We start from the raw sequence: 13843 nt of genomic DNA on the forward strand, positions 1-13843 counted from the left end.
CCGTATCTTGTAGGCGAGATCGATACTTCGACGCTCTTGTGTAGCACATTGTTGATTTCAGAGAGTGGCTTTGACGGCGTGTTTGAGCGCTTTTCGTCCGGGTTTGCGGTAGAGTTCTCGTCTGAGTTGGAACGCTCGGAGATACTGTGTGAGGCGATTTTTTGAGATGCCTCGATGCGGCGAGAGCCACCGTCGCGCCAGCGACGCGTGGCTCTCGCAGGTGTTCACGTGGACCGTCTCGTCGGCGTACTCACCGTCTCCGTGAACGACGTATTCGCGGTCGAATTGCTCATCTTCATCAAGCGGATCGTACGCGCAAAATCCGTCGGTATAGATCGTGAGAGGCTCCTGCTGGCGGTCAGCCAGCAGGAGCCGGATCGTCGATTCGTCTGCGGATTTCGCCGGCACAACGTACCGTTGCTTGGTGCCACGATCCACGAGAACGAACACGGGCGGTTTGTCTTGATCATACGTTCCGCGCCCGCGTCGAGAGAGGCCGCGAGAGCGCGACCACTGGTCGCGCTCGCGGCCTTTCAAGCCGGCAGAGACGTAGAACTCGTCAATTTCGACCGGACCACGGAGATCGAGTGACGGCGCGTCGAGCGCTTCAGCGAAGCGCTCGACACGCCTGTGAATCGTTTTGTAGGTGACCTCGATTTCGCACTGTAACTGCCTGAGACTCGTGTTAAACCGCAAAAACGCGTAGATCGAAAACAGCCACTTGCGGAGTGCGATCTTCGAGTGAGCGAAGATTGTGCCGGTCTTATCGTTGAACGTGCGGCCGCAATCCTTACAGAGATACCGCTGAAACTGCCCGTAGCTGCCGTTTCTGACCGTTCGGTCAGAACGGCAGCGAGGACAGGAAACGCCGTCACGCCAGCGAACCTGCTGTAACAGGTCCGCTGCGACCGATTCCGACCCAAACACATCCAGCGGAATCATTCGTGTCGGACACCGCTGACGCGGTGTCCTTGTCCTCTTCGACTCCACAGCGACAGCTCAGCAGTATCAACAATCTCCTACAGAAGAGCGTACTTCGAACTACTACTCTGGGTAGTGGTCTTCGACTTCTGTGACAAGGGCTTCTGCTCGTGCTTCTACGGTCGGAGAACTCTTCTTATTGGATATCTCTGTCTGCTCAACTAATTCGAGGCTCGGAACGTCCTGCTCCCAGCCCGACTCAGCATAGCTGTCGTCGGTGGGTGTCACTTCGAAGAGTTTGACAGCTGCGTCAAGCGATCTCAGCCGATTCGTTAACTTATCAACTCGCCATGGCTCGATATAATAAACGCTCTCTGTCTGTTTGATGAGTCCGTTCTCGACAAGTTGAGCCACCGTGTCTGATACAGTTGCTTTGCTGTGGCCTGTTTGAGCTGCGATTTCTTGTGGTGTGAAGCCGTACTCGTGGGCTGTTATAAGGAAACTGAGAATCTCATACTCGATCGATTCTGGATTGACCGGGAAGGGCTCGTCAGTAATGAGATCATCGACGGGGACAGGCATCACATCATTTGTGTCGCTAACTGATATTACATGTTTCGCAGAAGTGTGTTTTGTGGGTACTGCCTATATGACTCTGTTGAAACCCTCTACAGGAGACATATCCTGACCTAGTTGCGGTCAACGCAGGGTACATATTTTGCACTCTGGTCAGTAGTGTATTGACACGGGGTTCGTTACAATAACAGCAGTTTCAGACGAGGCTTGTTGTAGTGAAGCAGGGAATAGTACACTTGGATGATGATCAGACGCTAGGTCCTGTTAGTATGGCCGATAGCTGAATTCGCACTCTTCAGCGACCGCCTGTTTAAGATGAGAATATGTCTGAAGAATGGGATTTCAACAAAGCCGACTATATCATTTTAATTCATTCAAATTTGACAAGTCTATCAAATGTAGTAATACAGCCGAAACCCACATCAACCCCGATAGACGCCTCCCGATATGGCCGCAGCTACGGACAACGACCAGCTCCAAGAGAGTAGTGCCGAATCTGGCGGAGACTTCTGGCGTCACTCGTTCGAGCAGTTCATCGGGGACCTCCCTGAAGCAGCATTCGTCGTCGACGCCGCCGGCGACATCACCCAGTGGAACACCGCAACAGCCGATCTGCTTGGCCTCCCAGCAAGCGAAGCCGTCGGGATGAACGCATACGACGTCTTCGGCACTGAAGGCGAAGATGAAACGCTCGCGGAAGAAGTCCTCCGTACGGGAACTCCCATCCGTGAAGACCAGTTCCGATCCGCAGAGCGACCGGACGGCACGAAAGCACACGCCCGCGCGATCGGGACTCCAATCCAGACACCCACTGGCGAGGTCGTTGGCGCAGTCGAGTTGCTCTTCGACGTCACCACCGTCGTCGAACAGCGGGAGACACTCACCGACCTCCAGGAAGAGCTCTCGGACAATGTCGAGACATCCATGGAACAGCTGGGCGAGTCTACGGCCGAAGTCGCGGATCGCTCGAAGGAGATAACCCAGCTCGTCGACGAGCAAGCAGCCGAACTCGAAAGTACCCAAGGCGATGTCTCCGGATTCAGCGCGACCGTCGAGGAGATCGCCTCCAGCGCCGAAGAAGTCAGTAACCAAAGCGCGGAGTCGAGAACCCTCGCCGAAGAGTCCGTCGACACTGCGGGTGAGGTCATCGACCAAGTGGACGACACAGCCGAGAAATCGGCTTCCGTCGCAGACGACGTCGCGGACCTCAGAGACGAGATCGAAGAAGTCGAAGAGCTCGTCGGCGTGATCAACGATATCGCCGAACAGACGAACATGCTGGCGTTAAACGCCAACATCGAAGCGGCACGCAGCGACAGTGACGGCTTCGCGGTCGTCGCCGACGAGGTGAAAAACCTCGCGAACCGCTCGCAGGACCAAGCCGACGAGATCGAAGAAATCGTCGCGAGGATCAAGGCGAAGGCCTCCAAAACGACCGAAGAGGTCGAAGCAGCCAACGACGAGATCCAGTCTGCGAGAGCCGACATCCAAGGCGTCCTCGAGAACCAGAAACAGATCCTAACGGCGGTCGAACAGACCGAAAGCGGGATCAGCGAGATCGCGGCCGCAACAGACGAGCAGGCAAGCGTGGCCGAAGAGATATCGAGTGCCGTCGACGACGTCTCCGAACGAGCGTTCGTCGTGAATGAGGAAATCGCGGAGATCGCGGACGAAAACGAGAGCCAAACGGAGATGGTCTCACGGCTGACCCAGCAGGTCGAGCAGATTGACCGCGAACTGGCGGAGGTCATGGACGCTTCTGTCTGAGATAGGCGTATCGTGATCGGACGGGCGGACAACCCCACCCCACGTTTCCGCTCCAAATCTCCAGAGTTTCGACGCTCCAGACTATCTCCCGCAGCCGTGGTTCTGTAGTCCACACACGGGGACCCCCAGTTTGGAGTGAGGTCCCAAAAGGACGAGAGACGATCCGACCGAGACCATATACTCGGGATCTCAGCAGACCACAGCACGAAGTATATAAAGAGAGTATAACACTAACTTCTTTTAAGCCTAAAAGACAACTACAGCACTCTAATTTGAGGTCCGCGATGTCGTCATTTCCTTCGCCGTCCCCGTCGCTTCGCCGCTCCCGTAGTATCGCTGTCTCGCTGTTGTCGCCTTCCCACCCCCACCGTCGCGTCACATCTGGTACGGTCACGGTCGCGTCTCCCCGCCCACCCACCCCACACCGCTCACATCGCGACCGCGATTCTCGATGTCGTCGACCGCGCCCCACCCCGCACTCTCGCATCGTGATCTGCCCTTCCCTCCTGTCGTCGCCACGCCGCCGCTGTTCGTCATCGGGTGTCGTGTCGTCTCGGCGGTCCCTCAATGTTGTCGCGCGCTCGGTGGTCCGTTCTTGATGGTGGTCGAGGTCGCTGTGTTGCTTCCTGGTCGTCGGGCCGACTTCGCTAGTCGTTCGTCTAATCGCCGAGGGTCGTCGCTGGTCGATTCTCACTTCCCATCGCTCGTCGGGTTGTTGCTGCCGGGTCAGTCCTGCTGGTGGTGTCGTGGCTCGCCTCTGGAGTGCTATCGATCAGCTGGTGGTCCGTCGTCGAGCTCCGGGTCCGGTTCGTCTCTCGGCCGTCGTCAGTCCTCCGAGTCAAGCTCTCCTGCTACCTCGCAGTCGTTGCTGTCTCGCTTCGTCGCCGACACTGGTCGTGGCTCTTCCGTGGTCCTCTGCGCCGCTCTCCGAGGGTTCCATCCACTATCATATCTCTGATAGTATTCGCTTTGTCCGCCTCCCGCCTCCCCCACTTTCCCGCCTCCGTTTCTCGGCTCCGTCCCGAACCGTTCGCTACGCGACTATCCACTGAACTTCATCTCCCCTGAACCCTAATTGTGTGAATTCGGCTGAACGTATTAGACAACCCCAAGTTCGTTAATAGAGTCTATAAAACTCTCTCGTCGTATGGCTGAACGTATGAGACTGATTTGGCTGGTAGCGGTTTCATGAACCACCCCCCGCAATCCCGCCGCCTTCCTGTCATTAGATGACCTAACAATATAGATATATATTTAATTATGGATACCCCGAATTCCGCTGCCGTCTTGTCATTATAAGATGTTAGCCGGGGGTTGTTGGGTCGAAAATTACTTCATGAAGCACCCCACCAATCCCGCTCCCGTCTTGTCATTACGTACTTCATGAAGCATCCCCGCGATCCCGCCCCCGTCTTGTCATTATGCGGGATCGGCTGCTACTCACAAGATTCACATTTGGTTCATGAAACACCCCCACCAATCCCACTCCAGTCTTGTCATTACGCACTTCATGAAGTACCCCGCTAATCCCGCTCCCGTCTTGTCATTACGGTGTGTCGACCAACACTTGCCGGATTCAGAATCGCTTCATGAAGGATACCCGGTAATCCCGCTGCCGTCTTGTCATTACGCACTTCATGAAGGACTCCCGCAATCCCGGTGCTGTCTTGTGATTATAGTCCAGAATTTCCGCTAGAAGCATATGAGATGTGATAGAATGCCTGGTAGTGGTAGCAATAACGGGCAAAAGCTGTGGTTGCTGGAAGTGGATTTCTCGTCGAACAGCGATCCGCATTTTGCTTTCTGAAAGTCTTGGCTTGGAGCTGTTGAGCCCGTCTAAGAAAACCGAATCTCGCCCACTCTAATTAGATCACTCATCGCCTCGTTTGAAATGGATCTCTGAGGAAAACGGAGTTCTCTCCAAATCGCCCGACCGATTGTACCGAATCGATCAGCCAGCCGACTCCCACCGTGTCCGCCAGAGCTTCAAGAGGTTGTGCGTCGCCGAGAACAGCGACCACTCCGCCGCTGCCCCGTCTTTCCCACGCAACATGAACCGATCCAACCCACGATTCACGTGCTGACCAAACACCGGCTCCACGCTTTGACCGCGTTTGCGATAGATGTCTCTGCCCCGTTTCGTCCGCAATTTCCGTTCCATCAGCTCCTTTGGCCCAGCTGAATCGGGAATCGGGCCACGTGGTGGCCCGTTCTCTCGCAGTTCCTTGCGCCGTTTCCAGCCCTTCGTTGTGGCGATGTACAGCTCCGTCTGCTCATCTTCGAGCGCAGCGTTCGCTTCACTCCAGTAGCCCGCGTCCGCCAGCAGTTTCGACGGAGTCTCGTCAATCACCGCCTCGCACTCATCTAGCATCGGTTCGAGTTGCTGTGTGTCGTTGGCGTCGGTCGTGACGTCTTGAGCGACGATCACCTGTGAGTTACAATCCACCATCGCCTGACCGTTGTAGCCCTGCTTCCAGCCGTCGGAACTTTTCATCGTCTGACTCTCCGGGTCGGTCATGTTCGCCTTGGTATCCTCGTCGAGTTCGATCTCTTCAGGTGGCGTGGGCTTCCGGCCTCGCAACGTTTCGCCTGACTCCGCTTCTTCCTGTTCTCGCTGACGAATCTTCTCGGCCTGTTCGTCTTTCTGCTCCTGCTCTATGTCGTCGAGTTTTGCTTTCGCCTCACGCAGCCGTTCCAGACGACTTTCTTTGTCCTGAAGTTCCTCGGGCAGTTCGTCGCCGCGGTTCTCTGGACCGTACTCTTCGTCCTCTTCTTCATCAACTTCGGCAGCCTCGTCGAGGACTTCCTGAATCTCCGCTTCGATCTGGGCTCTCGTTCGGTTCTGATCGAGGGCGGCGTCACCCTGGACGCGGCGGCCATCAAGCGCGACTTCGCCCATCTGTGCCATCCCGGCCTGCCGACACAACTGGAGAATCTCGACGAAGAGGTGCTTGAAGTCCTGGCGATGATCCTTGCGAAAGTTGCTGATGGTACGAAAGTCGGGCTGTTGGTTCGCGGCGAGAAAACGGAAGGCGACATCACGTTCGAGCAGGCGGTCGATTTTCCGGGAGCTACGAATACCCTGAGCGTAGGCGAAGACCAGGACTTTGAGCAGCATAACTGGATGAAACTGCGGTCTGCCCCGGTTCTCGTCGGTTTCCACTGGGTAAAATGGCTCCAGCCGGTCCTGCTCGTCGAGGTAGTCGATAGTGTCGGAGACGAATCGTTCGAGACTATCCTCAGCGACCCACTCCGAGAGGTCCTTTGGCAGCAAGTGTTGCTGGTCTTGATCGTATCGGATGAAGTTGGACGTCACGGGTGGAATCTTACGCAGTAGACGGGTTCTGCCTAGTTAATATTTGGGAGAGGTTTCAACTGGAGAGGCCTTCGAGCAGCATGATAGTGGATGTTTTTCGGACAGGCTCCTTCGAGCTCACTAATCGTCTGACGCAACAGGCGGATCTGCTCTTGCGTATCAGGTTCAGTGCCGTTGTACTGTCTCTCGAGGAGTTCCTGATACCGGTCCTGAAGCCGCGTGTTTTGATCTTTGATGTTTTCAAGGCGGTCCCGAATTTGAGTCCGTTCCTCCTCGGACGTGTCGAGATATTCGTCGAATTGGTCCGCGAATGAGCTGTTACTGAAGAGTTCTTCTAAGAACGCAGATTTGTTTTCGAACCGACTCGGATTCATAAACGGTGAGCTGTCCAACTCTACAGCTTTGACCGTGTTGTCCGAGGAAGGAACCGCAAGATCTCGAGCGCGTGGCGTCACCACGAATGACCCATTATACGTGTCGAGCGCCGCCACTTCGCGAAGGTCCTGTATGGAAGCGTTCGCCGGGTCATCTATCTGGTACTCTTTTGCGCTCGGTGAGTACGCCTGTACCGCGACCACATTCACGTCCGAAGGCACCTCTGAGAATCCGAACTGGCCGGATTCACCATTTTCAGTGTACGTGGTCGTAGTGAGTTCCACCACTTTTTCGTCACTCATCAGGTCCGTGATGTACTGAGCTCGATCCGTGAGCTCGTTCGCGTCAGACTGTAAATCATTAGTGATGGACTGAGTCAGTTCCTCAGGATCTCCAACAGTGACGACGTAACTCACCGAGGAACCTTCAGCACTAACTCGGTAGAATCCTGGCGGGAGACTTACTCGCGCATAATCGTGGTCGTCAGCGGGCCACTGTGTATTGTACGTGCCAGATGTCGATACTGTTCGCGTGTTTACCACGCTCCCAGAGTAATCGAGCTGTTTGATCTGGATGTCAGTATTATCGTCCACAGTGCCGTAGAGACCGTTTTCCAGTCCGTCCTGGACCAATGGGTTCTCGTTCGGGTCCCAGACAGAGAGGATGACGTCCTCGCCCTCATCAGCCGTTAGTATCGGGTTGGAGAGGTCAGGGCTGTCAGTGTAGCGTTCTAACGCCCAGTCACCCGGTTCGTGCATCGCCACGTACTTCGCGTCGGAGTTCTGGAACTTGCCGTCTCCCCCGGTGAGCGCCAGGTCAGGGTTCCAACCTATCTGTTCGGGATCGAAAGACTGCATTTCATCGCGAATTTCCGCAGCGCGCTCCTCCAACGTCTGAGCGTCGGAGGTGTTGATGTTGCTTTCACGGACACCGTACGCCTCGACGACAGTGCCATCGGGAACACCAGTACCATCCGTTGTGACGACGCGCCCTGAGACCGCTGCCGTAGCGTCCAAAGTACCAGCTTCAATATTGTCGACTAAGACCTCCCGGCTGTTACCGGATGAAGCAGTGTCGGACGCAACGACAAACCGACTGAATCCGCTCGCGGAGCTCTTGAATGCCCAATCATTCGCGATCTGCTCCCCGTTGAGATAGATGTCGTGAGTCTCGCTGGTCCAATCGATTACGAACTCAACATTGTACGTTGTCTGTTCTGACCAAGTGTGCCCAGTATCCGTAGCCGTTCCATCGAACCCCTTTACGATTCCAGAGTCCTCGAACTCCACTTGAACGACCTCCTCTCCAGCGTTGGTTTGTAACTGAACTTGACCCTCATCAAGTTCAGCGCCGGTTTGATTGGTCGCTCGGAAGTCGAAGGAGACACTGGTAACGTTTGATTGGTAATCAGTGGAAGCGTACACGTTCGACGAGCCATCATTCGATGATAGGGAAGCAGAATGAGAACCACTGATGGAGTTGCTATCGCTGAGTGACAGATTTCCGGTGTCGCCGCTCCAGTCGGGATTCCAACCAGATTCGTTCACCTGAATGGTTCCGTCTTCAAAGTCTTCCGTAGGGCCTTCCTCGTACGTGACCGTTTCAGATCCCCCGTATCCTACGTCATCGAATGTGGCGGTTCCGGTTTCACCACTCGTCCGGGTGTCCATCTGCATTTGTATTTTGTCAAACGCAGACGCGCTGTTTTGGAATGAGGCGCCATTCGCCAGCCGGTTTCCATCTACATACAGATCAAAGGTGTCAGTAGACCAATCGATATTGCGGAACTCAATTATGTACTTCTCGTCAGCTTTGAGATCCATGCCAGTGTCAGTAAACCCGGTCCCGTCCCTGACGTATAGGTCCCTTCCGCGAACGTCGATGTCGAATAGGTTACTCTGCGATGTGCTCCGAGCCATGATACGGAGGCTATCACCGGAGCTGAGAGTGTCCAGCCGAAAGTCAAACGCAACGCGTGATGGGGAATGAGTCGATGATGACGTGGTTGAAGGTCCAGACAAACCGTTCGTGACCGAGATTTCACCGGAGACGTCTCCGTCTATCGGATCTGTCGAATCCGCCGAGAGAGTGCCATCTGGGTCATCCCATCCACTCCATCCATCAGTTTCGATGTTCGTGTCACCGTCCTCGAAGTCATCGATAGTCGTCGAGAATGACGCCGCAGACGCCACACCGACAGCAGAAAACGCGATGAAGGGAGCCACAGCGGAGGTAACTATTATGAATGTGAAAGCTATCGCTAAGCACTTTCGAGCGTGTTTATTCATAGTTCACCCCGCGAATCAATCTCTCAGTTGTGTTTACTGTTCTGTGCTCCATCATCATCCTCGAGTCTGGGTATATCATGTGTGGACTCCTCACAACACCCATTGTTTCAGGGAACACGCCCAGTCACGGAATCGAACCGTGGTCGCAGAATCGAGATCTACGAATCCAATCAGGGCCAGCAAAAAAACGAGTTACCTCAAACTACGACTTCGTCCATCCGCCATTGCGACACGCCGTTGAACATATCGTCAGAGGGATCACGTCCCTGGGTGAGCTCAGTGAACCCGACATTCTGGTCGGCGATAAGTATCTCCAGGTCGCCACCCTTCCAGTCTTTAATGTCGCTATTGGTTATGAGCTCCCAGTCCAGTAGATCGTCGCTCTTCGCGAGGGCTGTACCGTAGTGGGGATGGTCGGACGTGACGTCGAACGCCATGTACCACGTTCCTTCGTACTTGAAGATGTCCGCGTCGCCAATCTTCATCGGGCGATCCTCGAAGTCGATCGCCGTTCCGATCTTTGAGAACCCGGATGTCGGGTTCGAGGACCGATAGATGTCGATGACTTGCGAACTCGAGCCGGTGTCGTAGGTCGGGTTCTCCGGGAAGAGGTAGAAGTACCCGTCTTGATACGCGGCGCCGACGTCGTCTGGACCCGAGAGTACGTTTCCGTGGCTCGTCAGTGGCGAGGTAAGGGTCGAACCACTGAACACCTGACACCCGCCGTTGGGGTCCCGCTCGTAGATGTAATAGGTCCCGTCGACGTATACGCCGTCGCTGGACTCTTTCGTTCCAGTGAGGTCCGTAGTGTCGAGTGTCCACGACTGCAGGTCGTCGCTCAACCAGAGGTCATTCCGCGTGTTGGCGTCGCTGTGTATGATGAGCTTGTACGGGTACGTCTCGTCTGGTTGGTAAAACGCGACGGGGGCGTCCGGTCCCGCGTCGTCGATGATGAAGTCGAACTTGAATTGGAAAAACGTGTACGCAGGACCGTGCCAGTAAGTGTGTGCTCGGCGTTCTTCGGTGCTTAGAATCCGGTTGTAAACACGAGCCGTCGATGCATCGCCGTTAAAGGGATACTGTTGAGTACCGGAGCCGTTGTAGTGAGCGCCGATGACGAGCTCGTCGTTTCGATCGACGGGTGGGTTCGAGAAGCTCGCCGACGCAACCTCGATGTTGTTCTTGTAGATCGTGACAGTGTTTGTCGAGCTATCAAACTCGATGATGAACACGTACCACGGCCCTGGCGCGATCGTGTTGCCAGTCACCGTGTTGACGGAGCTCCCGTCTCCGTACCGGAACACGGGCATTTCACCGAAGTCGCCATCGACTTGACTGAGGAAGAAGCCGAACTGCATCTGGGCGTCCGCGACCCCGCTGCGGGACTTCTTTGCCAGAATGCACTCGCGATCTGTGGTGAGTTGCTTGTTGAGCCGCATCGGACCGATGACGATGCTGAAGTCGCCGGTTTGAACATCCAACGATTCGTCGTGTGGAACGACCAGTTCGGAGCCGGAGCCATCGAATTGAAGAGCTCGACCTTGCGGGCCATCTCTCATCGGAAGACTGCTACCGAGGCCGTTCACAGTGCCAGCGTTCCCATTTCCAGAGATATCAACGACAGTTGAATTGCTGACGAAGTTCGGTTGAAAGTCCCATCCAGCTACTAACCCATCGGGTGAGAAATTGTCGACAAACTGACTGCCGTTGTGTTGGTAAGAGGGTATGCCAGTCCACCACGGCATGTTCTTGCTCGTATCGTATTGCCGTGTGGGTACTGGAACGAACGTTGACCCGTTGTATCGTTTCATAATGTTGCGATCCAGATGTCATCCGCTTCCGGATTTTCCGGCGCGGAGGATTGCTTGTAAACGTCGTTCAGGTCAGACAGATTACTCGCGCCACCTGCCGGCGTGTAGATCACGCCTTCGGCATCTTTGTACTTTATTGAAGATTCGGAGGTGTTGAAGAAATAATTATTCTCTGGCGCGTCAGAATCGGATTCAAACCTCGGGATCTCGAGTTGTGATTTCGCCGTGAGTGTAGAGACGGTTGGATTGTCTCCAGTAGATTCTACCAGATCCCAACTTCCAGACCCATCTGGGACGTACCATCCTCCAGTATTGAAAGCGAAAAATACTGAATTTTCGGATGATATTACCTCGGTTCTCTCTGTTGCCCTCCCGATATGAAGTGTTCCTTCACCCTCCGATTCTGATCCCCAATTGAAGATGTCGTCCCACATGCTATTGGGCTCGTCACCCCCTAATGAAGCATATAATGGGAAAGACGCCAACGTTTGACCGAACTGTCTACGTGTTTGTCGTGGCTTTTGGTTCATGTTTTGATCTTTCTATTTTAATGACACAGCTAAGATTCAACAAATGGGCCTTTGATTACTCGAAGCGCTGAATGGATTCCCGCGCTCGGCTAGGATCGGTATACAACCGTTGATATCTCTATTTTACTTTATTCATACAGAGAATTAAACAGAATATGACTGGAACATCGCATTCAAACGCTGTCGCTAGTATTGAACACAATCTGACATTCGCCAATGTCAAAGCGTAAGATGACCCAGCGAGCGGGCGTCCAGCCCGTCTCACACCGGCACAACCCCCTTAAGGTTGATCGCTCAATGTGATGCGGGTTTGGATGCTCGCTCCCGGGTCACGCATATATCGGAAAGGGATTCCTAAAGGTGTTTGTGTTTGACGCTCGAACCCGCTCGCCACCCTGGGATCAGTAGTTGCCGGCGTCGACGAACTCACGCAGCGAGTCGTTGCCGAGCAGTTTTCGGACGATCAACTCGCAGATCTCGGAATCGCTACGATCCCCACGCGACTTGAGCTCTCCGGCCAGCTCGACTGCGGCGTCGCGCTCCGACTCCAGCGGGTCGGCCTCGATCGCGGCGATCAGCTCCTCGACGAACGCCAGAAACTCCTCGGCAGGCTGATCGCGCGGAATCCCGCCGAACACGAGATATCCGTGGTCGGGGTTGACCCGCCACTGACTCGTCGACGGCTTCCGGGCGGCGGTGTCGGTCTCGGGCGTCACGAACCCGGACGCCGGCGGTGGGTACTCGCTCGGATCGCTCAAGACGACTTCGCGGTTTGAGTCGTGAAGTGCCCATTCGGTATCGGGCGACTCGTTGAGCGCGTACGGACAGAGCATCGTCGCCTGCCCTTTCTGGAGCGTGCCGACGATCCACTCGTCCTTGCTCGTGCCGCGGTCGAGATTCTGGAGGTGATGGTCGTTGCGCTCGTCGTCGAGCGGCTCGCGCTCCGGGTCGTATTCGTTCGAGACGCTCGCGAAGTAGTTTTCACGAGGGTACGGCGACTCTCGCGCGCTCGGCGATCGCGGTGTCGATGCCTCTCTGCCGCGTTGTGTTTCAGACATGATGAGGGGGTTGTGCGACGGCGTCGACGCCGTCAGCGTTGGTGGGTGCCGTGGCTATTCGTCCGAGGACAGAGTCGGCCCGTCACGCGGTGTGACGAGTTCCCGACGACCGAGCCGGCGGCCGCAGTCGGCGGGGGTATGGGGGTTGCCGTCTGCCTCTCAGTTAGCTGGACATTCACGGGCATCGTACTTAAAGCCGGCCGTGCCAACTATATCGCGGGCTCGCGGGGGCGGCGATCAGGATCGGGGTGGCTCGTGGGTTACTATATTGTTGTGACGAGTGGGCGGCGTCGAGGCGATCGCGGTAGGTGGGGTCGTTCGTTACTATCCTATGATGACGTGCGGCGGTCGGGTTCTGCGCTCGGCGACGCGACGTGGGTGACGTAGCCCTCAAACGTTCGGTGCCGGTTGTCGGGTGCCGCGGCGTCGTCGAAGCGAATCTGGAGCTGGCGCGTGCCGGTCCCATAGTCCAGTTCGAGCACGCCGTTCGTTGGTTGGATGCCGATCCAGTTCCCACAGAACACCCGCATATCGGAAAGCGGCCCCTCAAACGAACCTTCTGGCCGCTGATCGTGTTTATCGACTGTCGCCAGAATCTTGAGACGCTGTTCTGGGAAGTCGCGTGTTGCCCGCTGACGGACTTCGAGAATACATCGATCCTCTGGAGCCAATTGATCATACGGTTTGCCCCGCCTAAATACTGATTCCCGCTTGTCAGTGTATGGCTCATCTCTTGGAGCCGGGGGTGTATATCGTTCTCCTCGTACATCTTTCTCCGGGATTTGTTCGCAGAACTTCCGGACGCGAGGTGCACACGAGTAACAGAGCCGGTACGTGACCCACGTGTCCATGCCGCGAGGTTGAAAGGCGAAGTGGATCTCCGGCTCGATGATCGGCCCCGTGCAAGATACACAAGCGCCGGCGGGTGTGATCACGGTCTCGTCGTCGGCCTCAAAGTGATCGCGAATGAGTGTTGCTACCTCGACGCCGCAGTCCCCGCAGAAATGATACTGAGTGTCGATCGGGAAGAGGGTTGAACTGACGCTAGATCGAAGCCGAACGTCGAACGATGTACCCGCGTTGAGATATACTTGATCGATGCCGCGATCACACCCGTCGCACTGCTCAGCCGCCGTCGATTGTTGGTCGCTATTTCCTCGACTCATATGGTATTATTTGTGAGGAGTCCCTTTAGAACCGG

The 13843-nt window shown here is 55.5% G+C and carries 9 protein-coding genes; 1 reads left to right on the forward strand and 8 read right to left on the reverse strand.

What is annotated here, in order from left to right:
* Window positions 1–57 precede the first annotated feature (57 nt).
* The gene (locus EDM04_RS02320; protein ID WP_123619549.1) at window positions 58–942 is read right to left on the reverse strand and encodes an IS1595 family transposase; all 885 of its coding nucleotides are present in this window, start codon (window positions 940–942) and stop codon (window positions 58–60) included.
* A gap of 102 nt (window positions 943–1044) precedes the next feature.
* Window positions 1045–1503, reverse strand: coding sequence for a helix-turn-helix domain-containing protein (locus tag EDM04_RS02325; protein WP_123619550.1), 459 nt, complete (start codon window positions 1501–1503; stop codon window positions 1045–1047).
* A 441-nt stretch (window positions 1504–1944) separates the two neighbouring features.
* Between EDM04_RS02325 and EDM04_RS02330 the strand changes: the two genes are divergently transcribed.
* Entirely contained in the window at window positions 1945–3264 is a 1320-nt protein-coding gene (locus tag EDM04_RS02330; protein ID WP_123619551.1) for a methyl-accepting chemotaxis protein, read from the forward strand.
* 1951 nt (window positions 3265–5215) lie between these two features.
* On the opposite strand, the gene EDM04_RS02335 is transcribed toward EDM04_RS02330, so the two are convergent.
* The 6 genes from EDM04_RS02335 to EDM04_RS02360 all read right to left on the reverse strand — a co-directional run bounded on the left by EDM04_RS02335 (window position 5216) and on the right by EDM04_RS02360 (window position 13808).
* Window positions 5216–6538, reverse strand: a complete 1323-nt coding sequence (locus EDM04_RS02335; RefSeq protein WP_123619161.1) for a transposase — start codon at window positions 6536–6538, stop codon at window positions 5216–5218.
* Between the two features lie 74 nt (window positions 6539–6612).
* Window positions 6613–9180 carry a hypothetical protein gene (locus EDM04_RS02340; protein WP_123619552.1) on the reverse strand — a complete coding sequence of 856 codons (2568 nt, stop codon included), beginning with the start codon at window positions 9178–9180 and terminating at the stop codon, window positions 6613–6615.
* Between the two features lie 260 nt (window positions 9181–9440).
* Entirely contained in the window at window positions 9441–10682 is a 1242-nt protein-coding gene (locus tag EDM04_RS02345; RefSeq protein ID WP_164471065.1) for a LamG-like jellyroll fold domain-containing protein, read from the reverse strand.
* Between the two features lie 368 nt (window positions 10683–11050).
* The gene (locus EDM04_RS02350; RefSeq protein WP_123619554.1) at window positions 11051–11488 is read right to left on the reverse strand and encodes a hypothetical protein; all 438 of its coding nucleotides are present in this window, start codon (window positions 11486–11488) and stop codon (window positions 11051–11053) included.
* 497 nt (window positions 11489–11985) lie between these two features.
* Window positions 11986–12642, reverse strand: coding sequence for a hypothetical protein (locus EDM04_RS02355; protein WP_123619555.1), 657 nt, complete (start codon window positions 12640–12642; stop codon window positions 11986–11988).
* 329 nt (window positions 12643–12971) lie between these two features.
* Window positions 12972–13808, reverse strand: coding sequence for a hypothetical protein (locus tag EDM04_RS02360; protein WP_123619556.1), 837 nt, complete (start codon window positions 13806–13808; stop codon window positions 12972–12974).
* Window positions 13809–13843 lie beyond the last annotated feature (35 nt).

The sequence above is a fragment of the Halorubrum sp. CSM-61 genome, from assembly GCF_003781945.1.
GTDB lineage: Archaea > Halobacteriota > Halobacteria > Halobacteriales > Haloferacaceae > Halorubrum.

What these genes read in the sequence shown, in the direction of transcription:
- EDM04_RS02320 (WP_123619549.1), bottom strand. Translation starts at nt 942, where the DNA reads ATGATTCCGCTGGATGTGTTTGGGTCGGAATCGGTCGCAGCGGACCTG.
- EDM04_RS02325 (WP_123619550.1), bottom strand. Translation starts at nt 1,503, where the DNA reads ATGCCTGTCCCCGTCGATGATCTCATTACTGACGAGCCCTTCCCGGTC.
- EDM04_RS02330 (WP_123619551.1), top strand. Translation starts at nt 1,945, where the DNA reads ATGGCCGCAGCTACGGACAACGACCAGCTCCAAGAGAGTAGTGCCGAA.
- EDM04_RS02345 (WP_164471065.1), bottom strand. Translation starts at nt 10,682, where the DNA reads ATGCGGCTCAACAAGCAACTCACCACAGATCGCGAGTGCATTCTGGCA.
- EDM04_RS02350 (WP_123619554.1), bottom strand. Translation starts at nt 11,488, where the DNA reads ATGTGGGACGACATCTTCAATTGGGGATCAGAATCGGAGGGTGAAGGA.
- EDM04_RS02355 (WP_123619555.1), bottom strand. Translation starts at nt 12,642, where the DNA reads ATGTCTGAAACACAACGCGGCAGAGAGGCATCGACACCGCGATCGCCG.
- EDM04_RS02360 (WP_123619556.1), bottom strand. Translation starts at nt 13,808, where the DNA reads ATGAGTCGAGGAAATAGCGACCAACAATCGACGGCGGCTGAGCAGTGC.